Source organism: Chromohalobacter israelensis DSM 3043, assembly GCF_000055785.1.
Taxonomy (GTDB): Bacteria; Pseudomonadota; Gammaproteobacteria; order Pseudomonadales; family Halomonadaceae; genus Chromohalobacter; species Chromohalobacter israelensis.
In genome coordinates this window covers 2,703,986-2,727,059 of sequence record NC_007963.1, presented here as the reverse complement: position 1 = coordinate 2,727,059, position 23,074 = coordinate 2,703,986, and the positions used below count along the sequence as shown (strand labels likewise).

Sequence of the window (23,074 nt, the reverse complement as noted above, 5' to 3'; positions counted from 1 at the left end):
TCGATTTGCCGAGGGGCGGCGTGCCGTCGCGGTCGGCAGGCTGCCAGGCCAGTCGGCGAGGCGGTAGCATGGCAGCTGTGGCAGCGCGCGGGTGGCTGAAACATCAGCAGACAGGGAACGAGGTTATGACGATATCGCCGGTGAACGACGAGGAAATGCAACAGGGAACGCTGTCGCGCGCGGACCAGCGCTGCCGATGGCGCCGCCGCGATCGACGTTCCGGTTCGGGCAATGTGCTCATGCTGCATGGTGCCGGGGTGGCCGCCGACATGACCTGGGAACCGATGCTGCCTCACTTGACGGCCTGGCGTACCTTTCTGATGCCCGATCTGCGTGGCATGGGCGAGACGCGCGATCCCGACGGCGAGGAACGGGCCTTCTCGCTGGAGCAGGTCGTCGATGACGTTGCCGCCTTGCTCGACACTCATGACATCCCGCAGTGCGACGTGATCGGATATTCGTTCGGTGGGCTCGTGGCCATGCGCCTCAAGCAGCGTCTGGGCGCGCGTATCGGGCGGACCATGCTGCTCGAGCCGGCGCTGCTGGAGCGCGAGGACCATGCGACCATGCTGCGCGTGCGCGATGGATATGCCGATGCGGCTGCACGGATTCGCGAGGCCGCGACGCCGCAAGCCGGTATCGTGGCGTTTCTCGACCTCATTGCGCCGCACCGCTCCCGCAACCCGCGCGCCGAGCGCATGATGGTGACGCGTCTCGCGCGACGTCCCCTGGGATTCGCCAATGCGCTGGATTGCGTCACCCATGCCGTTCGCCGGCTGGATCGCGAGGCCTTGCTGGCGGCGCAGCGCGACGTGACGAGCGTGGTGGGGGGCAAGAGTCTCGCGGCCATGCAGGCGTATCATGCCGAGCTGGAGCGCCGGCGTGCCGACTGGACGTACCGGGTACTGCCGGGGACCGACCATTCGTTGCCGTTCCAGAAACCCAGGCGGTTGGCGGCGCTGTTGCAGGAGGCAGCCGTGACATCGTGACGCCATTGAGGATTGTCGACAATGGTGGTCGGGGTGATCTTGCCGATGTTCGCCGAAAGATGTAGAGAAGGCGGTCTCATCGCTATTGACCCGCAAGAAGTGGCTCACTACAGTGTGGTTAACTTTTTATTGTCGACAATTATATGGCTCTCTCTTCGTTTACCGACAACGCCACCGGCACCCCGGGTGGTCACGACGATCCTCCCGAAGTGCGCACGCTCGCCGAGCGTGTCTTCCAGCAGCTGCAAAGCGCCATCGTGCGGGGGGAACTCGCCCCCGGCGCCAAGATCACCGAGCCGGGCCTGGCCAAGGCCTACGGCATCTCTCGCGGGCCGTTGCGCGAGGCCATGCGCCGCCTGGAAGCACACCGACTGATCGAGCGCATTCCGCATGTCGGCGCCCGGGTGGTCAAGCTTTCCATGCGCGAGCTGCTGGAGCTCTTCGACCTGCGTGAAGCATTGGAGAGCATGGCGGCGCGTCTGGCCGCACGCCACATGACCGCCACGGAAATCGCCGGCTTGCGCGACGTGCTGGCGGTCCACGAGCGCCAGGAGGATCTGCAGCGCGACGAAGCTTATTTCCAGCGCGAAGGAGATCTCGATTTTCACTATTGCATCGTGCAGGGCAGTCACAACCGAATGCTGATGACCATGCTCTGCGACGATCTGTATTACCTGGTACGCCTTTATCGCACGCAGTTCAGCGCCAACGGGGCGCGTCCGCAACGCGCCTTCGTCGAGCACCACCGCATCGTCGATGCCATCGAGGCCGGCGACGAGGAGCTGGCCGAGCTGTTGATGCGCCGTCACGTCAGTGCCTCCCGCGAGAACGTCGCCAAGCATTATGCCGAGGCACTCGAAGGCGAGGCCGGTCACGCCGATTCCGAGGAGAGGTCGACGCCATGAGCCATCCCAGCCCTGGTACCCGTTTTCGCGCTGCGCTCGACGCGCATCGTCCCTTGCCGATCGTCGGCACCATCAATGCCTATACGGCGCTCATGGCCGAAAAGGTCGGGCATCCCGCGATCTATCTTTCCGGGGGCGGCGTCGCCAATGCGTCCTTCGGGCTGCCGGATCTGGGCATGACCACCATGAACGATGTGGCCGAGGATGCCCGCCGCATCACGGGAGCCTCGGAGGCGCCGCTGCTGGTGGATATCGATACCGGCTGGGGGGGAGCGTTCAATATCGCCCGCACGATCAAGGAAATGCAGCGCGCGGGAGTGGCGGCCGTGCACCTGGAGGACCAGGTCGCGCAGAAACGCTGCGGTCATCGGCCCAACAAGGCCATCGTGTCGCAGCAGGAAATGGTGGATCGCATCAAGGCGGCGGCCGATGCGCGGCTGGACGACGACTTCTACCTGATCGCACGCACCGATGCCTTCCAGAAAGAAGGACTGGGCGCTGCCATCGAGCGTGCCAATGCCTGTCTCGAGGCCGGTGCCGATGCCATCTTCGCCGAGGCCGTACACAGTCTCGACGATTACCGTGCGTTTTGTGCCGGGGTCAATGCGCCCATTCTCGCCAATATCACCGAATTCGGCGCGACGCCCTTGTTCAGTCAGCAAGAGCTGGCCGATGTCGGCTGTCGCATGGTGCTGTACCCGCTGTCGGCGTTTCGTGCCATGAATGCCGCGGCGCTTTCGGTGTACCGCAGCATTCGTGACAACGGCCATCAGCGCGATGTCGTCGACAAGATGCAAACACGCGAAGAGCTGTACGAGTTTCTCGACTATTACGCCTTCGAGCACAAGCTGGATGCCTTGTTCGATCGGGAGAAATAGAGCGCCACCGGGCAGACACGCAGCAGCGACGACAATCCGACTCCAGGAGACACGCCATGGCAGACAAGACGCCCAGCAGTACCGGCCTGCGCGGCATGAGCGCCGGCAGCACCGCGCTATGCACCGTGGGCAAGGACGGTTCGGGACTCACGTATCGCGGTTACGATATCCACGATCTCGCCGAGCACGCCCGCTTCGAGGAAGTGGCATATCTGCTGCTCAAGGGCACATTGCCGACTCAAGACGAGCTCGACGCCTATGTGGCGACGCTCAAGACGCTGCGTGGTCTCCCCGATGCGCTCAAGACGGTACTCGAGCAGCTGCCTGCCGATACGCACCCGATGGATGTGATGCGCACCGGCTGCTCGGTACTCGGCAACCTCGAGACCGAAGCGAGCTTCGGCGAGCAGCAGGCGCACTCCGATCGCATGCTCGCGGCGTTCCCGTCGATCATCAATTACTGGTATCGCTTCAGTCACGAGGGCGTACGCATCGACACCGAGACCGATGACGACTCGGTAGGCGGGCATTTCCTGCACCTGTTGCACGGCAAGCCGGCCTCGGAGCTGCATGCCCGGGCGATGAACGTCTCGCTGATCCTGTACGCCGAACATGAATTCAATGCCTCGACGTTCACGGCGCGTGTCTGTGCCTCGACCCTGTCGGACATCCATTCCTGCGTGACCGGCGCCATCGGCTCGTTGCGGGGGCCGTTGCACGGGGGGGCCAACGAGGCGGCGATGGACATGATCGAAAACTGGCAGACACCGGAAGAAGCCGAGCACGAGATCCTCGGCATGCTTTCCCGCGGTGACAAGATCATGGGCTTCGGGCACGCGATCTACCGCGAGTCCGATCCGCGCAACGCCATCATCAAGCAGTGGTCGAAGAAACTCGCCGAGGACGTGGGCGACAGCGTGCTCTACCCGGTGTCCGAGCGTGTCGAGGCGGTCATGTGGCGCGAGAAGAAGCTGTTCTGCAATGCCGACTTCTTCCACGCCAGTGCCTATCACTTCATGGGAATTCCCACCAAGCTGTTCACGCCCATCTTCGTGTGTTCGCGACTCACCGGCTGGTGTGCCCATGTCGCCGAGCAGCGCGGCAACAATCGCATCATTCGCCCCAGCGCGGATTATGTGGGACCGGAGAAGCGCGATTGGGTGCCGATGGAGCAGCGCGGTTAACGAGTGGCTTCGGGCTTCGCCCCGGTGATCAGTGACAAACGCAAGGACACGCCATGAGCGCCAACGTCGAACAGAATCAACGTCCCGATTACGACATAGAACTGCAGCGGATCGCCGATTACGTGCTGGAATATCGCGTGGAGAGTCGCGAGGCTCTGGACACTGCGCGCCATTGCCTGATGGATACGCTGGGCTGCGGTTTGCTGGCACTGCGCTTCCCCGAGTGCACCAAGCATCTCGGGCCACTGGTCGAAGGCACGGTGGTGCCGCATGGTGCCCGTGTGCCCGGTACCTCGCTGCGCCTCGATCCGGTCAAGGCCGCATGGGATATCGGTGCCATCATTCGCTGGCTGGATTACAACGACACCTGGCTGGCGGCGGAATGGGGGCACCCGTCGGACAACCTGGGCGGCATTCTGGCGGTGGCGGATCACTTGTCGCAAAAACGGGTGGCCGTGGGCGAGCCGGCGCTGACGATGCGTGACGTGCTCGACGCCATGGTCATGGCGCACGAGATTCAGGGCGTGCTGGCCCTGGAGAACTCCTTCAATCGCGTGGGGCTCGATCACGTGGTGCTGGTCAAGGTCGCCTCGACGGCCGTGGTCGCCAAGTTGATGGGCGCGGATCGCGAGCAGTTGCTGGCCGCGTTGTCGCATGCGTTCGTCGATGGTCAGAGTCTGCGCACCTATCGTCATGCACCGAATGCCGGATCACGCAAGTCATGGGCGGCGGGAGACGCGACGTCGCGTGCCGTGCGTCTGGCGGATATCGCCATGCGTGGCGAAATGGGCATCCCCGGTGTGCTCAGCGCTCCCCAGTGGGGCTTTTACGACGTGTCGTTCGCCAAGACTAACAAGGATCAGCAGTTGAAGCCGGAGGCGGAGCGTCATTTCCGTGTCTCGCAGGCGTACGGGTCCTATGTCATGGAGAACGTCCTGTTCAAGATCAGCTTCCCCGCGGAGTTCCATGCCCAGACCGCGTGCGAGGCGGCCGTTCTCCTGCACCCTCAGGTCAAGGATCGCCTGGACGACATCGACCGCATCGTGATCACGACGCACGAGTCGGCGATTCGCATCATCTCCAAGCACGGGCGTCTGGCCAATCCGGCCGATCGTGACCACTGCCTGCAATACATGACGGCCGTGCCCCTGGCGTTCGGACACCTGCAGGCGGAGCACTACGAAGATGCCTTCCACGAGGCACACCCGATCATCGATCGGCTGCGCGACAAGATGGAGGTCGTGGAGGACGAACGCTATACCCGTGAATATCTCGAGGCGGACAAGCGCTCCATCGCCAATGCGGTCCAGGTCTTCTTCGTCGATGGCAGCAGCACCGAACAGGTCGCCGTGGAGTATCCCATCGGACATCGGCGGCGCCGTGCAGAGGGCATGCCGCTGCTGGAAGAAAAGTTTCAGGCAAACCTCGCGACACGCTTTCCGGCGCGTCGCTGCGACGAGATTCTGGCGTTGTGCACGTCGCAGGAGCGCCTGGAAAGCACGCCCGTCCATCGCTTCGTCGATCATTTCGTGATTTGAGCCAAAAACCCCTTGCGTTCACGGCGGCGGATCCGTAAAGTACGCATCCGCTGCCGGCGACGGACCTCGTGGCCAGCGGTGGAAGAGGTTCGCAAGTGACTGACTTGCTTGAGATTTTCAGGTTCGCCTCGAACGATCTCGCTTGACAGTCGCGCCGGTTTCGGTAAAATGCGCACCTCGCGAGTCGCCACTCATCGCACGAATGTTCGGATGCGGTGATGGATTGTCCCGACAAGCATTTTGCCTTGACAATCACGGCGGTATCGGTAGAATACGCCTTCCTCGTTAGGCGCTTTGGCGAAAACGAGATGCTCTTTAACAAGTCGATCAGGTAATTCATGTGGGCGCTTGCCCGGGATAGGGGTGCCAGTCACGACCTATCAAGGCAAGCGACTCGTCAGAGACCTTCGGGTCTTTTTGAGAACGTTTTAGTCTTGAACCAAGTTTGGTCCGCTCAACGGACTATCAGACTTTCAACTGAAGAGTTTGATCATGGCTCAGATTGAACGCTGGCGGCAGGCCTAACACATGCAAGTCGAGCGGTAACAGGTCCAGCTTGCTGGACGCTGACGAGCGGCGGACGGGTGAGTAATGCATAGGAATCTACCCAGTCGTGGGGGATAACCTGGGGAAACCCAGGCTAATACCGCATACGTCCTACGGGAGAAAGCGGGGGCTCTTCGGACCTCGCGCGATTGGATGAGCCTATGTCGGATTAGCTGGTTGGTGGGGTAACGGCTCACCAAGGCGACGATCCGTAGCTGGTCTGAGAGGATGATCAGCCACACTGGGACTGAGACACGGCCCAGACTCCTACGGGAGGCAGCAGTGGGGAATATTGGACAATGGGCGAAAGCCTGATCCAGCCATGCCGCGTGTGTGAAGAAGGCTTTCGGGTTGTAAAGCACTTTCAGTGGGGAAGAAGGCTTGTCGGCCAATACCCGGCAAGAGCGACATCACCCACAGAAGAAGCACCGGCTAACTCCGTGCCAGCAGCCGCGGTAATACGGAGGGTGCAAGCGTTAATCGGAATTACTGGGCGTAAAGCGCGCGTAGGCGGCTTGTCACGCCGGGTGTGAAAGCCCCGGGCTCAACCTGGGAACGGCATCCGGAACGGGCAGGCTAGAGTGCAGGAGAGGAAGGTAGAATTCCCGGTGTAGCGGTGAAATGCGTAGAGATCGGGAGGAATACCAGTGGCGAAGGCGGCCTTCTGGACTGACACTGACGCTGAGGTGCGAAAGCGTGGGTAGCAAACAGGATTAGATACCCTGGTAGTCCACGCCGTAAACGATGTCGACTAGCCGTTGGGTCCCTTGAGGACTTAGTGGCGCAGTTAACGCGATAAGTCGACCGCCTGGGGAGTACGGCCGCAAGGTTAAAACTCAAATGAATTGACGGGGGCCCGCACAAGCGGTGGAGCATGTGGTTTAATTCGATGCAACGCGAAGAACCTTACCTACCCTTGACATCCTGCGAACCCGGAAGAGATTCCGGGGTGCCTTCGGGAGCGCAGAGACAGGTGCTGCATGGCTGTCGTCAGCTCGTGTTGTGAAATGTTGGGTTAAGTCCCGTAACGAGCGCAACCCTTGTCCCTATTTGCCAGCGATTCGGTCGGGAACTCTAGGGAGACTGCCGGTGACAAACCGGAGGAAGGTGGGGACGACGTCAAGTCATCATGGCCCTTACGGGTAGGGCTACACACGTGCTACAATGGCCGGTACAAAGGGTTGCGAAGCCGCGAGGTGAAGCCAATCCCAGAAAGCCGGCCTCAGTCCGGATTGGAGTCTGCAACTCGACTCCATGAAGTCGGAATCGCTAGTAATCGTGCATCAGAATGGCACGGTGAATACGTTCCCGGGCCTTGTACACACCGCCCGTCACACCATGGGAGTGGACTGCACCAGAAGTGGTTAGCCTAACTTCGGAGGGCGATCACCACGGTGTGGTTCATGACTGGGGTGAAGTCGTAACAAGGTAGCCGTAGGGGAACCTGCGGCTGGATCACCTCCTTAAACGACGGTGCACACCCTGCCCGGGTAAGCGCTCACAATGAATTGCCTGATCGAAGCAGAGCAACGACTGTTTGGGTCCTAGACCCAGTGGTAAGCCGGGTCTGTAGCTCAGTTGGTTAGAGCGCACCCCTGATAAGGGTGAGGTCGGCAGTTCAAGTCTGCCCAGACCCACCAAATTTGCGTGATACGTCGTTGAAAGACACCTTGTATAGCAGGCTATACGGCGCTGTCTTTCGCCTGGTCTCACACAAATTGCATGTCCTTTCGGTAAATGCCGCGAGAGACGTGCCGACAAGGGGCCTTAGCTCAGCTGGGAGAGCGCCTGCCTTGCACGCAGGAGGTCACCGGTTCGATCCCGGTAGGCTCCACCATTTGCAGGATGGATGCCAATAGGAAAGTCACCGATTCGACTGGGCTCGCACGCGAGCGAATCGTCGCACCGCCCGGTAGGCTCCACCATCCCGACAGTCGACTCATCAAGCCCTAAGCCGTGTGCTTTCCCGTAAAGCCTACCGCTTAGAGCTTTTGCTCTAATGCTCTTTAACAATGTGGAACAAGCTGACAAAGCAAGACGATACGTCTCAAGCGTATCCGGCAATTATCGTGTTCATCCACGATCAGACCCTTTGGGGTTATATGGTCAAGCGATGAAGCGCATACGGTGGATGCCTAGGCAGCCAGAGGCGATGAAGGACGTTGTAGCCTGCGAAAAGGCTCGGTGAGGTGGCAAACAACCTGCGACCCGGGCATGTCCGAATGGGGAAACCCACTCATCACAAGATGAGTATCCCGCACTGAATTCATAGGTGCCGGGAGGCGAACCGGGGGAACTGAAACATCTAAGTACCCCGAGGAAAAGAAATCAACCGAGATTCCCTCAGTAGCGGCGAGCGAACGGGGACCAGCCCTTAAGTCAATGCACGGTTAGGTGAACGGCCTGGAAAGGCCAGCCATAGTGGGTGATAGCCCCGTAACCGAAAACCCGCATTGGTGAAATCGAGTAGGTCGGGGCACGTGAAACCTTGACTGAAGACGGGGGGACCATCCTCCAAGGCTAAATACTCCTGGCTGACCGATAGTGAACCAGTACCGTGAGGGAAAGGCGAAAAGAACCCCGGAGAGGGGAGTGAAATAGATCCTGAAACCGTATGCGTACAAGCAGTGGGAGCACGTTTCGGCGTGTGACCGCGTACCTTTTGTATAATGGGTCAGCGACTTATATTCAGTGGCGAGCTTAACCGAGTAGGGGAGGCGTAGGGAAACCGAGTCTTAACTGGGCGACCAGTCGCTGGATATAGACCCGAAACCGGGCGATCTATCCATGGCCAGGGTGAAGGTTGAGTAACATCAACTGGAGGCCCGAACCCAAGTATGTTGAAAAATGCTGGGATGAGCTGTGGATCGGAGTGAAAGGCTAATCAAGCCCGGAGATAGCTGGTTCTCCTCGAAAGCTATTTAGGTAGCGCCTCACGTATCACCGCCGGGGGTAGAGCACTGTTTCGGCTAGGGGGCCATCCCGGCTTACCAACCCGAGGCAAACTCCGAATACCGGTGAGTGCAGCGTGGGAGACACACAGCGGGTGCTAACGTCCGTTGTGAAAAGGGAAACAACCCAGACCGTCAGCTAAGGCCCCAAAATCCTGGTTAAGTGGGAAACGATGTGGGAAGGCTTAGACAGCTAGGAGGTTGGCTTAGAAGCAGCCATCCTTTAAAGAAAGCGTAATAGCTCACTAGTCGAGTCGGCCTGCGCGGAAGATGTAACGGGGCTCAAACCAGGTGCCGAAGCTACGGGCTCATCCTTCGGATGAGCGGTAGAGGAGCGTCGTGTACGCCTGCGAAGGTGAGTCGAGAGGCTTGCTGGAGGTATCACGAGTGCGAATGCTGACATGAGTAACGATAAGGGGCGTGAAAACCGCCCCCGCCGGAAGACCAAGGGTTTCTGTTCGACGTCAATCGGAGCAGAGTGAGTCGGCCCCTAAGGCGAGGCCGAAAGGCGTAGTCGATGGGAAACGGGTTAATATTCCCGTACCGGATGTGATTGCGATGGGGGGACGAAGAAGGCTAGGTGAGCCAGGCGTTGGTTGTCCTGGTGAAAGCCCGTAGGCCGAGGATTCAGGCAAATCCGGATCCTCAAGGCCGAGAGGCGAGACGAACAGACTACGGTCTGGAAGTCATCGATGCCACGCTTCCAGGAAAAGCCTCTAAGCTTCAGATCACATGCGACCGTACCCCAAACCGACACAGGTGGTCAGGGTGAGAATCCCAAGGCGCTTGAGAGAACTCGGGTGAAGGAACTAGGCAAAATGGCACCGTAACTTCGGGAGAAGGTGCGCCGGTGGCGGTGACGGCCCTCGCGGCCCGAGCTGCCACCGGTCGAAGATACCAGGTGGCTGCAACTGTTTATTAAAAACACAGCACTCTGCTAACGCGTAAGCGGACGTATAGGGTGTGACGCCTGCCCGGTGCCGGAAGGTTAAGTGATGGCGTTAGCTTCGGCGACGCGCTTGATCGAAGCCCCGGTAAACGGCGGCCGTAACTATAACGGTCCTAAGGTAGCGAAATTCCTTGTCGGGTAAGTTCCGACCTGCACGAATGGCGTAATGATGGCCACGCTGTCTCCACCCGAGACTCAGTGAAATTGAAATCGCCGTGAAGATGCGGTGTCCCCGCGGCTAGACGGAAAGACCCCGTGAACCTTTACTATAGCTTCACACTGGACGCTGATGTTGCTTGTGTAGGATAGCTGGGAGGCTTGGAACCCGGGACGCCAGTCCCGGGGGAGCCAACCTTGAAATACCAGCCTGGCATCATCGGCGTTCTAACTTGGGCCCGTTATCCGGGTCGAGGACAGTGTGTGGTGGGTAGTTTGACTGGGGCGGTCTCCTCCCAAAGCGTAACGGAGGAGCACGAAGGTACCCTCAGCACGGTTGGAAATCGTGCAATGAGTGCAAGAGCATAAGGGTGCTTGACTGCGAGACAGACACGTCGAGCAGGTACGAAAGTAGGTTCTAGTGATCCGGTGGTTCTGTATGGAAGGGCCATCGCTCAACGGATAAAAGGTACTCCGGGGATAACAGGCTGATACCGCCCAAGAGTTCACATCGACGGCGGTGTTTGGCACCTCGATGTCGGCTCATCACATCCTGGGGCTGAAGTCGGTCCCAAGGGTATGGCTGTTCGCCATTTAAAGTGGTACGCGAGCTGGGTTTAGAACGTCGTGAGACAGTTCGGTCCCTATCTGCCGTGGGCGTTGGAGATTTGAGAAGGGCTGCTCCTAGTACGAGAGGACCGGAGTGGACGCACCTCTGGTGTTCCGGTTGTCACGCCAGTGGCATTGCCGGGTAGCTATGTGCGGACGGGATAACCGCTGAAGGCATCTAAGCGGGAAGCCCCCTTCAAGATGAGATCTCCCCGAGGCCTCGAGCCTCCTGAAGGGCCCAGCGAGACCAGCTGGTTGATAGGCACGGTGTGGAAGCGCTGCAAGGCGTTGAGCTAACGTGTACTAATGGCCCGTGAGGCTTGACCATATAACACCCAAAGGGTCTTGTATGAACACGACCGGGTACGCATGAGACGTAACGTGTCGGCTTGTTCCCATTGCGTCGATGGCCTCGGTGAGGCGATCGACACCAGTTCCGCCTGACGACCATAGCGAGCGGGTCCCACCTGACCCCATGCCGAACTCAGCAGTGAAACCGCTCAGCGCCGATGGTAGTGTGGGGCCTCCCCATGCGAGAGTAGGTCATCGTCAGGCACTTATCCCGAAAACCCCCGTTGGCTCAGGCCAGCGGGGGTTTTTTCGTGGGCGGGTGGGCCGTGCATGAAAACCCACTACGTGATGACGCTTGCCACTGAATAAATCCCACCCCATGTTCGTTATATTCCTCCCACTTTGGTCGCGATCCGGCACGATTGTCTTGAAGCGACCCAACGGGCACCGCATCATTCGATGACGAATCGCGACAATAACCGATAATATCCGCAGTGCCTTCTGTCGAATCGGGAAGCAGCGGCAGGGAGCGTTTCTCGTTATGACGATGAATCATGCAACGGTTGCGGTCATCGATGACGATGCCGAAATTCGCGAGTTGCTGCATGCCTACCTCTCGCAGCACGGTTTCCGTGTAGTCCTCGCGGAAAACGGTGATGCGGTACCCTCCCTGTTGCGTGACGAGTCTCCCGATCTGCTGATACTCGATATCATGATGCCCGGTGAAGACGGCTTGTCCCTGTGTCGCGATCTGCGTCGTCACAGCAACGTCCCCATCATCATGCTGACCGCCAGTTCCGATGAGACCGACCGCATTCTCGGTCTGGAGCTGGGGGCGGATGACTATCTGGCGAAGCCCTTCAACCCGCGTGAGCTGCTGGCGCGCATCAAGGCGGTGTTGCGTCGCATGCGACCGCTGCCGAGCACGCCCTCCAGGATGGTACGTTTCGGTCCCTGGTGCCTGGATCGCATCACACGCGAGCTGATCGATGACATGGGGAATCGCAGCCGTCTGTCGGGAGCGGATTATCAGCTGCTGGGAGTGTTCCTCGATCATCCCGAGCAGGTCCTCTCGCGCGAACGACTGTTCGACTTGAGCCGCGGCCGTCGTGCGCCGCCGTTGGATCGTTCCATCGACGTGCACGTCTGCCGCCTGCGCCAGCGTCTGGGCGAAGATGCCCAGCACTCGCAATTGATTCGCACCGTGCGCGGGGCGGGCTATGTCCTGGCGGCGCCCGTGGAAGCCGTAATGTGAAGCGATGGTGGCGGCCGCGTACCCTGCGGGGGCGTTTCGTGCTGATCATGCTGCTGGGCGTATTGAGCGCTCAACTGGCCAGTTACGGCATCTGGAGCTGGCAGGAAAACCGTGAGCGCCTGGCACGGCTCGACGCCCTGTCCCGCAATCTCGCCGATAGTCTGGCGGCCACCGTGCGCTACTTCAGCTCGTTACCCTATGAGTATCGCCACATCGTGCTCGACCAACTGCGGGACATGGGGGGCACGCGCTTCTTCGTCAGCGTGAACGACCATCGCATCGAATTGCCGCATACCAGTGGCGGGGCGGCACGCGAGATGGTGGCTTCCAATCTGCATGACGGGCTCATCCGCGAACTGGGCCAGCAGGAGCTGCATATCGGCTTTTCGCGGCCGGGCGACCTGCGGGTCTTCAACAACGAGGTGCCTCTCGCGGACCTGCCGGCACATTGGGCGCACCGCAGCCTGACGATCGTTCCCCTGTCGACACCGATTCTCGTGGTGCAGATGCCGCTCGAGGCGGGGGACTGGTTGTTCGTGGCCACGTCGCTACCCATGGCGGAAACGCTGGAACACGCCTCCTGGCTGGCAGGTGACCGGTTGTTCGTGTCCCTGGCCGTTCTGCTCACGGTGATCGGCTTGTCGCTTTGGGGAATCCGCTGGGCGACACGGCCCCTGTCGGTACTCGCCAAGGCGGCGCGACGGCTGGGGGACGATCTCGAGTCACCGCCGCTTGCCGAGCGAGGCCCCCGGGAGCTTCGCGACACCGCGGCGGCCTTCAACCGCATGAGCGAGCGCATTCGCCATCAGGTCGAGGAGCGCGAGCGTCTGTTTTCGGCCATTTCTCACGACTTGAAGACGCCCATTACCCGTTTGCGCCTGCGCGCCGAAATGCTCGACGCCCCCGCTCAACGCGAGGCGTTCATTCGCTCCCTCGACGAGATGGATCAGCTGGTGAAGGGGGCGCTGGCTTCGGTGAAAGGGCTGGACCTGCACGAGCAGGCGACGGCGATCGACCTGGATGCGATGGTGAGAGCGCTGGTCGACGACCTGGCCTGGCACGACGAAGCCCGTGTGCATCTCGAAGGGCGAGGGGGGTGGTTGATGGCCAAGCCCCTGGCGCTCAAGCGTTGCCTGGCCAATGTCATCGAAAACGCGATCTTCTATGCACAGTGCGTGCGCATCGAGCTGCGCCGGCATCCTGACCATATCCATGTGATCGTCAGCGACGATGGCCCGGGCATTCCCGCCGAGCAGCGCGAGCGTGTCTTCGAGCCGTTCGTGCGCCTCGAACCCTCGCGCAATCGTCATACGGGGGGCAGCGGGCTGGGGCTCGCCATCGCCCGGCACATCGTGCGCGCCCATGGAGGCGACATTCGCCTTGAAACCGCCCGCGAGGGTGGATTGAGCGTGACGCTCAGCTTGCCGCTGCAGCATTGAAGCGTCCTCCGTCGCTTTACGCTTTGTCTGGAAAATGCCTGCGCTTGTCCATACGGCGTTAAAAATCGGATCAAAATGCTCATTTACACCGCGTAAACTCCGCTTTTTCACCGATTTTTGCCTTGTCTGGCCATCGCTCGCCGATTTTTCAGACAGAGCTTAGGGGGCGCCATCGTCGCCATATTACAAAGATGTAAGATTGCGCCAAGAGTTTGCAAGAATCGGTAACCCAACGCCGCGTTGGCATGGGCTAGTCTCGACATTCAAGGATCGGGAGAGCGTTCTGCCGGTTGTCGGTCGCCGCATGGCGACTGAACCAATAACGATAACGCCAGCGGGATCATGCCATGCCATTCTCTGTTCCCTCCTCTATGGGGACGCGGTGTCCCTCGCCATGGGCATTGTTGTCCTGCGGCCATCTCGCCGCCGGCGGCACCCCGTATTGTCGCGATCACTCCCCGATGCTTGCCGGTCACGAAGCCCACGCGCGTCGTGACCGAGGTTCGTCGTCATAACAACCACAAGGAGTCACGCCATGAAAACCATCCATGCACTCGCCGCGGGGGCATTGCTGGTCACTGCCGTGGGGCAGGCCCAGGCCGCTCAAATCGAGGTATTGCACTGGTGGACATCGGGGGGCGAAGCGAAAGCCGCCAACTTGCTCAAGGAAAAGCTCGAGGCCAAGGGGCATACCTGGAAGGACTTCGCGGTTGCGGGCGGCGCGGGCGACAGTGCCATGACGGTGCTCAAGTCGCGCGCGATTTCCGGCAACCCGCCGGCGGTGGCCCAGATCAAGGGACCCTTGATCCAGGAATGGGGCGAGATGGGCTTTCTCGGCAATATCGACAAGGCCGCCGAAGCCGATGGCTGGGATGATTTCCTGCCCCAGGAAATCGCGGCCTATGACAAGGTCGACGGCCATTACGCCGCGGTGCCGGTCAATATTCACCGCATCAACTGGATCTGGGCCAACCCGGAGGTGCTGAAGGCGTCGGGCGTCGAGGAAGTGCCGCAGACCTGGGACGCCTTCTTCGAAGCCGCGGACAAGATTCGCGAGGCGGGCTACATTCCGCTCGCTCATGGTGGGCAGCCGTGGCAGGACGCGACCGTGTTCGAAGTGGTCATGATGGGCATCGGCGGCGGCGACTTCTATCGCAAGGCGTTCGTCGAGCTGGACCCCGAGGCGCTGACCAGCGACACCATGATCGAGTCGCTCGAGACCTTCAAGAAGCTGCGCGGCACGATGGACGACAACATCGCCGGACGGGACTGGAACATCGCCACCTCCATGGTCATCAACGGCAAGGCGGCCATGCAGATCATGGGCGACTGGGCCAAGGGCGAGTTCACCGCCGCGGGCATGACGCCGGGCGAGGACTACGAATGTGTCGCACCGCCCATGACGGAGCACATGTTTTCGTACAACACCGACAGCCTGGCGATGTTCGACGTCGACGACGCAGGCCAGCAGCAGGCCCAGCTGGATCTTGCGAGCCTGGTGCTGTCGCCCGACTTCCAGGCCAGCTTCAACCAGGCCAAGGGCTCGATTCCGGTGCGCCTGGACGTGCCGCTCGACGACTTCGACGCATGCGCCAAGGCATCTCGCGAGGCCTTCGATGTCGCCATGGACGAAGGCGGACTGGTGCCCAGCCTGGCACACGGCATGGCGGTATCGGACAGCCAGCAGGGCGCGGTGTTCGATGTCATCACCAACTTCTTCAATGACCCCGACATGACGGCCGAAACGGCCGCCGAACGTCTGGTCAGCGCGGTGCGCGCGGCCGAGTGAGGTGAGTCGAGGCTCGCTGCCGGGGGCGTCCTCGGCGGCGAGTAGTTGTGTCTTGTCAAAAGGATGACGTCGATGTCACCGCATGTCTCTTCGCCACGGGTCGGCGGCAAGGGGCGCCGTCGATCCCTTGCCGGGCAGGTCGAGCGTTTCCTGCCTCGCCTGGTGGTCGCGCCCTCGCTGGCCGTGGCCCTGTTCTTCGTCTATGGCTACATGCTGTGGACGTTCGTGCTGTCGCTGACCGACTCGCGCATGTTGCCGCATTACGATTTCGTCGGCTTCGCACAGTACGCGCGCCTGTTTGCCAACGAACGCTGGAACGTGGCTGCCACGAACCTGGTCGTGTTCGGGGGCCTGTTCATCGTGAGTTGCCTGGTGATCGGCCTGCTGCTGGCCATTTTTCTCGATCAGCGCATTCGCCAGGAAGGTGCGCTGCGCACGATCTATCTCTATCCGATGGCTCTCTCGCTGATCGTGACGGGGGTGGTATGGCGCTGGCTGCTCAACCCGGGCCTGGGGATTCAGGCCCTGGTCCGTAGCTGGGGCTTCGAGGATTTCACCTTCAACTGGCTCGTCGAAAGCGACATGGCCATCTACACCCTGGTGATCGCCGCCGTCTGGCAGGCCTCGGGGTTCGTCATGGCCCTGTTCCTGGCCGGCCTGCGCGGTATCGATGACAGTCTGTTTCAAGCGGCGGCGCTGGATGGCGCAAGCTTGCCGCGCATCTACCTGCGCATCGTGCTGCCGAGTCTGCGCCCCGTGGTCTTCAGCGCCGTGATGATCCTCGCGCATATCGCCATCAAGAGCTTCGACCTGGTCATGGCCTTGACCGGCGGCGGCCCTGGCTACGCCACCGACCTGCCGGCCACGTTCATGTACGCGCACACCTTCACCCGGGGGCAGATCGGCCTGGGGTCGGCCAGCGCGATCATGATGCTGTGTGGCGTCCTGGCGATTCTGGTGCCGTATCTGTATTCCGAATTGCGGGGGCAACGAAATGGCTAACATGGTTCGTCGGCGTTCCACTTCGGCGCGTTTATGGCGCTTCGGGCTGTACGCCCTGTTGATCGTGGCAGCCCTGGTGTACCTGCTGCCGCTGGTGGTGATGATCCTGACCTCGCTGAAGCCGCTGGAGGAAATTCGTGCCGGTGCCTTGCTGTCCCTGCCGAGCACGATCAGCTTCGAGGCGTGGATCAAGGCCTGGAGCACCGCCTGTACCGGCATGCGGTGCAATGGCATGTCGGGGTATTTCCTCAACTCCATCGCCATCGTCGTGCCTGCCGTGGCGATCTCCACGTTCGTGGGGGCGCTCAACGGGTATGCCTTGACCAAATGGCGGTTTCGCGGCGCCAATCTGTGCTTCGCGCTGTTGCTGTTCGGTTGTTTCGTGCCGTTCCAGGTAGTGCTGATGCCGATGGCCCGCACGCTGGGGTGGCTGGGCATGGCCAGCTCCACCACCGGCCTGGTGCTGGTGCATGTGGTGTACGGCATCGCGTTCACCACGCTGTTCTTCCGCAACTATTACGTTTCGGTACCCGACGAGATGATCGCCGCGGCCAAGCTCGATGGCGCCGGGTTCTGGCGTATCTTCTGGCGCATCCTGCTGCCGGTTTCGGGGCCCATCATCACCGTGTCGGTGATCTGGCAGTTCACCCAGATCTGGAATGACTTCCTGTTCGGGGTCTCGTTCGCGGGTTTCGACTCGCAGCCGGTGACGGTGGCGCTCAACAACCTGGTCAACACCTCCACCGGGGTCAAGGAATACAACGTCGACATGGCGGCGGCGTTGATCGCCGCGCTCCCCACGCTGGTGGTGTACGTACTGGCGGGCAAATATTTCGTGCGCGGGTTGACCGCGGGTTCCGTCAAGGGCTGATTGCAGAGGTCATTATGTCCGCATTGAACATCCGTCACGTCGACAAGACGTTCGGTAGCACGCAAGTACTCAAGGATATTTCGCTGTCGATCGACTCCGGCGAGTTCCTGATTCTGGTCGGCCCCTCGGGATGCGGGAAGTCGACGCTGATGAATGCCATCGCGGGGCTGGAACCGGTGACGTCCGGCGAAATCCAGATCGGCGGTGAAGACGTCACCTGGCATACGCCGGCCGAGCGTGACATCGCCATGGTGTTTCAGTCCTACGCCCTGTATCCGAGCATGAATGTGCGTCAGAACATCGCCTTCGGCCTGGAAATGCGCAAGATGCCCAAGGCCCAGCGCGAGGAGGCGGTCGCACGCGTGGCCGAGCTGCTGCAGATCACGCCACTGCTCGACCGCAAGCCGTCGCAACTCTCGGGCGGGCAGCGCCAGCGTGTCGCCATGGGGCGGGCCCTGGCGCGCGAACCGCAGATCTACCTGTTCGACGAGCCGCTCTCGAACCTGGATGCCAAGCTGCGTGTCGAGATGCGCACCGAAATCAAGAAGCTGCATCAGCGTCTGGGCACGACCATCGTTTACGTGACCCACGACCAGATCGAGGCCATGACCCTGGCCGATCGCATTGCCGTGATGCGCGACGGCGAGATCCTGCAACTGGGGACGCCCGACGAAGTCTACAACGACCCCGTGGACATGTTCGTCGCGGGGTTCATGGGCTCGCCGTCGATGAACTTCATTCCCGTGACGCTGGTCAGCGGCGGCGACGGGTATGTGCTGCGCGTGCTCGATGGCGACGATCCCACAGGGGCGCCACTGGAGCTGCCCTGGCCGGCCGAGCGCGATGCGCAGGCGCTGCAGGCGCGGGTCGGCGAGCGGCTGATCCTCGGACTGCGTCCCGAGCACTTCGTCGAAGACGAAACGCGCATGGAAACGTCGTTCGACGGGACGCGGCTCGAGGTGATGGCGACGGTGGTCGAGCCCACCGGCGCGGACATCCTGCTCCAGGCGACGCTGGGCGAGACCGAGGCCACCATGCGCCTGGGGCCCAAGAGTCGGGTGGCGGCCGGCGAGCGTGTCGCCCTGCGCGTCGACATGAGTCGGGCCGTGCTGTTCGAGGCGACGAGCCAGCGACGCGTGGCCTAGCGTCGCGACGGCGGCGCGCCGGTGTCGGTTCGCCCGGCACCGGCGCGGCTTGCGCGCTTGCCTTGGGCGATGAGCGCTCGTTAGACTGCGCGCTCGCCGTTTCTGGAGTTCAACATGGCTGTCTGCCCGCACGAGTGGCTGCTTTATTGCCGTCCCGGCTTCGAAAAAGACCTGAGTGCCGAACTTGCCGACAAGACGGCCCACGCCGGGCAAGGCGGATACCCCATCGCGGCCCGGGATAGCGGCCACGTGCGCTTCGTGCTGGACCCCGAGACGCCGGCCAACGAGGTGCATCGCGCCTTGCCGCTCGAGGCCCTGGTGTTCGCGCGCCAATCGCTGGTCGCCTTTCCGCCGCTGGAAGCGCTTCCCCGTGACGACAGATTGTCGGCGATCGTCGATCTGGTCGTCGCCAGTGGCTGGTCATTCGAATCGATCTGGCAGGAAACCCCGGATACCAACGAAGAAAAGGCACTGGCCGGCTTGATGAAGGCGCTGCGCAAGCCGCTGGAAAGCACGCTCAAAAAACGTGGCGCCTTGCGTCGCAAGGCCGGCGGGCGGCGCCTGCACCTCTTCTGGACGGCAGGAGACCGGGTTCAGCTGGCGATGAGTTTCCCCGGCAACCGCGCCGAGCATCTCGGGGGGATACCGCGCTTGAAGTTTCCCCGTGAAGCACCGAGTCGTTCGACACTCAAGCTCGAGGAGGCCTGGCACGTCTTCGTGCCGCGCGAGGCGTGGCCGACACGGCTCAGCGACAGCATGCAGGCCGCCGATCTGGGAGCCGCGCCGGGCGGCTGGACGTACCAGCTCGTGCGCAAGGGCATGTACGTCTACGCCATCGACAACGGCCCCATGGATGACGCGCTCATGGCCAGCGGCCAGGTCGAGCATCTGTGCGAGGACGGATTCGTCTGGCAACCGCCGATGCGGCTCGATTGGCTGGTATGCGATATCGTCGACAAGCCCATGCGTGTCATCGACATGGTCGAGCGCTGGCTCGTCGCGCCGTGGTGCCACGAGGCGATCTTCAACCTCAAGCTGCCGATGAAAAAGCGCTGGGACGAGGTCTCGCGCTGTCTCGAACGGCTCGCCTCGTCCCTGGACCAGGCGGGGATTCGTGCGCGGATACGCTGCCGGCATCTTTATCACGATCGCGAGGAAGTCACCGTTCACGTGTGCTTGCTCGATTGAGCTGGCCGCAGCGATGGCGCATCATCAGCCTGTGAATCCCCACTGAGGTAACGCCTTCCATGTCCGATTTCGATACGACCTTGCCCGCGTCGGATGCCGAACTCGACACCTCCGGCCTGTACTGCCCCGAGCCGATCATGATGATGCACAACCAGGTGCGCGACATGACCGCCGGCCAGATCCTGACCGTCATCGCCACGGATCCGGCCACGACCCGCGACGTGCCCAAGTTCTGCACGTTCCTGGGGCACGAACTCATCGCGCAGTCGCACGACGACGAGCGCTATCGTTATGTCATCCGCCTGGCCTGACGCCCTTACGACGAGGGCGTCATCATCATCGCCAGGGCCTCCAGCGTGGCGGGGTCCTCCCGCTTGATCTGGCTGGCGATGTGGCGCTGAAAGAAGTAGACCGTCTTGTGCCGGCTGTGCCCGGGATACAGACAGGCGTCGCCGGCGACGATCGGCGTCTGGTCGACACGAGTTTCGTCGATCAGCAACGCTTCCACGCTGCCGTCATTGTATAACCGCCATCCGAAGACCTGCTTGAGCTGCCAGAGGTGACTGCCGCTGTCCAGGCACAGGGCGTGCGTGCCCTGCGTGTCGGGCAGTTGCTGAATCAGTGTCGGTGCCTGCGTCTCTTCGTAGTCGAAATAGGCCGCGGCATGTTCCAGTTCGTAGACTTTATGCTCGGGCGGGGTATGGAAGATGTCGTCGGTCTCGGGGTCCCGATAACCGAAGAAGTGACCGTGGTCGGGGCTGTCCAGCTCGTGGCAGGCAGTCAGCGACTCCATCCACGGCACCATGCCCACCACTTCGCCGCTTTCACGCAGCCCCCAGGCCAGCAGGGGCATGGCATACAAGGTGTCCGGATCCGAAGCCAGGTGATACAGCATCTCCAGGCCGTCCAGCTCGGGAGCCAGGCGCACGATACGGCGTTGCGCCTGGCGCCGCTGCCTCATGGTATCCAGGTCGATGACCTGAGCGGTGCGTGGGGACGAGACGATGCCCATGGCAACCTCCTTGCGCAGCAGTAGTAGGCCAAGACCTCAGTTCACTATTAGCACAGGGCGGCGTGGAAAGTTAAGCATTGTCGTGCACGTTTTATGGCACGTTAATGCCCCGCCCCGCTCGACGGGCCGAGCGGGGCGGGGCACAGTGGACGGCGAGCGCCGTGTCAGTGGGAGGTGGCGGGCCGCGAGCCGTTGCGCCCGCGCTGCATGGCGAACAGGCCGATGCCGATGATCAGACCGATCACATCGGTGTAGATGCCGCCGTAGATCATGCACAGCGCCCCGATCAGCATCACCAGGCGTTGCCAAGCCTTGACCGGGCCGAAGAACCACGCCTGCACGGTGGCCGACAGCAGCACGATGCCAAGTGTCGCGGTGACGCCGACGCGCAGGATCTGCAGCCAGGAGCCTTCCATCAGCATTGCCGGGCTGTAGAAGAACATGAAGGGCACGATGAAGGCCGCCAGGCCGATCTTGAACGAGGCCACCGAGGTGCCCATGGCGTTGTCGCCCGAGATGCCCGCCGCCGCGTAGGAGGCCAGCGCCACCGGTGGCGTGATGGCCGAGACGACCGCGAAATAGAACACGAAGAAGTGGGCGACCAGCGGCTGGATGCCGATATCGATCAACCCGGGCGCCACCACCGAGGCCGCGACGGCGTAGGCGGCAGTGGTCGGCATCCCCATGCCCAGCAGAATGCTGATGCACATGGCGAAGAACAGCGCCAGCAACTGGCTGACGCCGGCCAGCCCCAGCAGCAGCGAGGAGAACCGTGCTCCGACCCCGGTCAGCGCGATCACGCCGACGATCAGCCCCGCACAGGCGCAGACGGCGATGATCTGGATCGACATCGTGCCGGCGAGCTGCAGGGCCTTGAGGATGGCGCGGATGCCCATCTTGTTAGGCGAGACCCAGCTCACCACGGCGGCGGAGGCGGTGGCCAGCGTTCCCGCGCGAATCACCGAGTAGCCCATGAACAGCGCCACGATCAGAATGATGATGGGCGCGAACAAGTAGGCCTGCTTGACCAGCCTGGAGAAGCGCGGGATCTCGTCCTTGCGCATGCCGCGCATGCCCTTGCGTGCCGCTTCGAAGTCGACCATGAAATAGACCGACGCGAAATACAGGATGGCCGGTATCAGGGCGGCGATGGCGATCTCGGTGTACGGGATGCCGGTGATCTCCGCCATGATGAAGGCGCCGGCCCCCATGATCGGTGGCATGATCTGGCCGCCCGTCGAGGCGGCGGCCTCGATGGCGCCGGCACTGCGTGCGGGGTAGCCCACCTTCTTCATCAGCGGGATGGTGAGCGAGCCGGTGGACACGACGTTACCGGCACTGGTGCCGTTGATCATGCCCATCAGGCCCGAGGCGAAGATCGAGACCTTGGCCGGGCCGCCACGGGCGCGTCCGGCGGCGGCGAAGGCGAAATTGATGAAGTAGTCGCCGACCTTCGACGCCTGAAGGAATGCCGCGAAGATGATGAACAGGATGATGTAGGTCGAGGACACGGCGGTCGTCGGCCCCAGCACCCCGGCATCGGTATAGACCTGGCTGAAGAAGCGGCCCACCGAGAGCCCCGGATAGCCGAGAAAACCCGGCAGCCAGGGGCCGGCGAACACATAGGTCAAGAACAGCGCGGCGATGATCACCAGCGCGAGACCGGCGACCCGCCGCGTGAGTTCGAGGATCAGCGCGGCGCCTGCGATGGCGGCGTAGGAAATTCCCATCGGCGCGAAGGTGGTGCCGGTGGCGGCGCGCAGCGGGCTGTTGAACATCACCAGCAGATAACCGGCGCTGGCCAGCGCGCATACCATCAGCACCAGATCGGCCGGCGAGAGGCGGTGCTGGTACTGCCGGTCGCTCCATGACAGGAGAATGGCGGCCGCCGTGGTCAACATCAGCGGATAGCCGAAATGGAAGGCTTCGATATTCGGTTCGATACGCATCGCGCCCTGACTCATGGCCTGCTGCATCAGGACGACCTGCACCAGTGCGTACAGAGCGGGGAGCAACAGTGCATACCCCAGGGCCGCCATCCAGCGTGGCGAGCGCGGCTTGCCTTCCTCGGCGAAGCGGGTGCCCGCGTAGAGGCCATAGCCGAGAATCAAGGCCCCGCAGATGTGGATGATGCGAAACGACCACGTTTCCAGCGGGTAGACGTTGAGGGATATCAGGTGAAAGCTCGAGTACGCGATGGCGAGAATGCCGAACAGCCACCACTGCCAGCCGGTATACGCACGGCGGTTGGGTTCGCCGGCATTGTCATCGGCGCCCTCGGCGATGGCGTCGATAGCGGTCTCGTCACGGTCGTCGGGACGAGAGTGGGAATTCTGGGACATGGGCATCACCCTAGGAACGGCAACGAACGACGTAC

At 61.9% G+C, this 23,074-nt stretch carries 15 protein-coding genes, 2 tRNA genes and 3 rRNA genes; 18 read left to right on the top strand and 2 right to left on the bottom strand.

All coding sequences use genetic code 11. The annotated features are described in order from the left end of the window. The first annotated feature begins 125 nt into the window (after window positions 1-125). From CSAL_RS12295 to tusA, 18 genes are all read left to right on the top strand, one after another. Complete coding sequence (locus CSAL_RS12295; RefSeq protein WP_011507716.1) at window positions 126-989, top strand: alpha/beta fold hydrolase; 864 nt, start codon at window positions 126-128, stop codon at window positions 987-989. Window positions 990-1,132: 143 nt separating this feature from the next. Then, window positions 1,133-1,894: a GntR family transcriptional regulator gene (locus CSAL_RS12290; protein WP_011507715.1), complete on the top strand. Its 762-nt coding sequence runs from the start codon at window positions 1,133-1,135 to the stop codon at window positions 1,892-1,894. After that, window positions 1,891-2,772: a methylisocitrate lyase gene (gene prpB, locus CSAL_RS12285; protein ID WP_011507714.1), complete on the top strand. Its 882-nt coding sequence runs from the start codon at window positions 1,891-1,893 to the stop codon at window positions 2,770-2,772. The genes CSAL_RS12290 and prpB overlap by 4 nt, the downstream gene beginning before the upstream one ends. Window positions 2,773-2,828: 56 nt before the next feature. Continuing rightward, the gene (gene prpC / locus CSAL_RS12280) at window positions 2,829-3,956 is read left to right on the top strand and encodes a bifunctional 2-methylcitrate synthase/citrate synthase (RefSeq protein WP_011507713.1); all 1,128 of its coding nucleotides are present in this window, start codon (window positions 2,829-2,831) and stop codon (window positions 3,954-3,956) included. 53 nt (window positions 3,957-4,009) lie between these two features. Continuing rightward, a complete protein-coding gene (gene prpD / locus CSAL_RS12275) occupies window positions 4,010-5,494 on the top strand; it encodes a 2-methylcitrate dehydratase (RefSeq protein ID WP_011507712.1) in 1,485 nt (494 codons plus the stop codon). Window positions 5,495-5,968: 474 nt separating this feature from the next. Then, a 16S ribosomal RNA gene (locus CSAL_RS12270) occupies window positions 5,969-7,506 on the top strand. Window positions 7,507-7,603: 97 nt separating this feature from the next. Beyond that, a tRNA-Ile gene (locus tag CSAL_RS12265) sits at window positions 7,604-7,680 on the top strand. Window positions 7,681-7,801: 121 nt separating this feature from the next. After that, window positions 7,802-7,877 (top strand) — tRNA-Ala (locus CSAL_RS12260). Between the two features lie 267 nt (window positions 7,878-8,144). Then, window positions 8,145-11,033 (top strand): 23S ribosomal RNA (locus CSAL_RS12255). Between the two features lie 111 nt (window positions 11,034-11,144). After that, window positions 11,145-11,260: ribosomal RNA gene (gene rrf / locus CSAL_RS12250) — 5S ribosomal RNA — on the top strand. Together the 16S, 23S and 5S rRNA genes with 2 tRNA genes alongside form the textbook arrangement of a ribosomal RNA operon. Before the next feature lie 277 nt (window positions 11,261-11,537). After that, window positions 11,538-12,251 carry a response regulator gene (locus tag CSAL_RS12245; RefSeq protein ID WP_011507711.1) on the top strand — a complete coding sequence of 238 codons (714 nt, stop codon included), beginning with the start codon at window positions 11,538-11,540 and terminating at the stop codon, window positions 12,249-12,251. After that, on the top strand, window positions 12,248-13,690 hold the full coding sequence (locus CSAL_RS12240) for an ATP-binding protein (RefSeq protein WP_011507710.1): 1,443 nt from the start codon (window positions 12,248-12,250) through the stop codon (window positions 13,688-13,690). Before CSAL_RS12245 ends, CSAL_RS12240 begins: the two co-directional genes overlap by 4 nt. 535 nt (window positions 13,691-14,225) lie before the next feature. After that, window positions 14,226-15,479: an ABC transporter substrate-binding protein gene (locus CSAL_RS12235; RefSeq protein ID WP_011507709.1), complete on the top strand. Its 1,254-nt coding sequence runs from the start codon at window positions 14,226-14,228 to the stop codon at window positions 15,477-15,479. 72 nt (window positions 15,480-15,551) lie between these two features. Next, a complete protein-coding gene (locus CSAL_RS12230) occupies window positions 15,552-16,481 on the top strand; it encodes a carbohydrate ABC transporter permease (protein ID WP_011507708.1) in 930 nt (309 codons plus the stop codon). After that, the gene (locus CSAL_RS12225) at window positions 16,474-17,352 is read left to right on the top strand and encodes a carbohydrate ABC transporter permease (protein WP_011507707.1); all 879 of its coding nucleotides are present in this window, start codon (window positions 16,474-16,476) and stop codon (window positions 17,350-17,352) included. Before CSAL_RS12230 ends, CSAL_RS12225 begins: the two co-directional genes overlap by 8 nt. Window positions 17,353-17,366: 14 nt before the next feature. Beyond that, window positions 17,367-18,497 carry an ABC transporter ATP-binding protein gene (locus CSAL_RS12220; RefSeq protein WP_011507706.1) on the top strand — a complete coding sequence of 377 codons (1,131 nt, stop codon included), beginning with the start codon at window positions 17,367-17,369 and terminating at the stop codon, window positions 18,495-18,497. 114 nt (window positions 18,498-18,611) lie between these two features. Next, the gene (rlmM, locus tag CSAL_RS12215) at window positions 18,612-19,685 is read left to right on the top strand and encodes a 23S rRNA (cytidine(2498)-2'-O)-methyltransferase RlmM (protein WP_011507705.1); all 1,074 of its coding nucleotides are present in this window, start codon (window positions 18,612-18,614) and stop codon (window positions 19,683-19,685) included. Between the two features lie 59 nt (window positions 19,686-19,744). Continuing rightward, the gene (gene tusA / locus CSAL_RS12210; RefSeq protein WP_011507704.1) at window positions 19,745-19,996 is read left to right on the top strand and encodes a sulfurtransferase TusA; all 252 of its coding nucleotides are present in this window, start codon (window positions 19,745-19,747) and stop codon (window positions 19,994-19,996) included. A gap of 5 nt (window positions 19,997-20,001) precedes the next feature. Here the strand turns inward: tusA and CSAL_RS12205 are convergent, their stop codons facing one another. Together CSAL_RS12205 and CSAL_RS12200 are read right to left on the bottom strand one after the other, a co-directional pair. Next, entirely contained in the window at window positions 20,002-20,697 is a 696-nt protein-coding gene (locus CSAL_RS12205) for a hypothetical protein (RefSeq protein ID WP_011507703.1), read from the bottom strand. A gap of 164 nt (window positions 20,698-20,861) precedes the next feature. Next, window positions 20,862-23,039 (bottom strand): TRAP transporter permease, encoded by a 2,178-nt coding sequence (locus CSAL_RS12200; protein WP_011507702.1) that lies wholly within the window; start codon window positions 23,037-23,039, stop codon window positions 20,862-20,864. Window positions 23,040-23,074: the final 35 nt, after the last annotated feature.

What these genes read in the sequence shown, in the direction of transcription:
- CSAL_RS12295 (WP_011507716.1), top strand. Translation starts at nt 126, where the DNA reads ATGACGATATCGCCGGTGAACGACGAGGAAATGCAACAGGGAACGCTG.
- CSAL_RS12290 (WP_011507715.1), top strand. Translation starts at nt 1,133, where the DNA reads ATGGCTCTCTCTTCGTTTACCGACAACGCCACCGGCACCCCGGGTGGT.
- prpB (WP_011507714.1), top strand. Translation starts at nt 1,891, where the DNA reads ATGAGCCATCCCAGCCCTGGTACCCGTTTTCGCGCTGCGCTCGACGCG.
- prpC (WP_011507713.1), top strand. Translation starts at nt 2,829, where the DNA reads ATGGCAGACAAGACGCCCAGCAGTACCGGCCTGCGCGGCATGAGCGCC.
- prpD (WP_011507712.1), top strand. Translation starts at nt 4,010, where the DNA reads ATGAGCGCCAACGTCGAACAGAATCAACGTCCCGATTACGACATAGAA.
- CSAL_RS12245 (WP_011507711.1), top strand. Translation starts at nt 11,538, where the DNA reads ATGACGATGAATCATGCAACGGTTGCGGTCATCGATGACGATGCCGAA.
- CSAL_RS12235 (WP_011507709.1), top strand. Translation starts at nt 14,226, where the DNA reads ATGAAAACCATCCATGCACTCGCCGCGGGGGCATTGCTGGTCACTGCC.
- CSAL_RS12230 (WP_011507708.1), top strand. Translation starts at nt 15,552, where the DNA reads ATGTCACCGCATGTCTCTTCGCCACGGGTCGGCGGCAAGGGGCGCCGT.
- CSAL_RS12225 (WP_011507707.1), top strand. Translation starts at nt 16,474, where the DNA reads ATGGCTAACATGGTTCGTCGGCGTTCCACTTCGGCGCGTTTATGGCGC.
- CSAL_RS12220 (WP_011507706.1), top strand. Translation starts at nt 17,367, where the DNA reads ATGTCCGCATTGAACATCCGTCACGTCGACAAGACGTTCGGTAGCACG.
- rlmM (WP_011507705.1), top strand. Translation starts at nt 18,612, where the DNA reads ATGGCTGTCTGCCCGCACGAGTGGCTGCTTTATTGCCGTCCCGGCTTC.
- tusA (WP_011507704.1), top strand. Translation starts at nt 19,745, where the DNA reads ATGTCCGATTTCGATACGACCTTGCCCGCGTCGGATGCCGAACTCGAC.
- CSAL_RS12205 (WP_011507703.1), bottom strand. Translation starts at nt 20,697, where the DNA reads ATGGGCATCGTCTCGTCCCCACGCACCGCTCAGGTCATCGACCTGGAT.
- CSAL_RS12200 (WP_011507702.1), bottom strand. Translation starts at nt 23,039, where the DNA reads ATGTCCCAGAATTCCCACTCTCGTCCCGACGACCGTGACGAGACCGCT.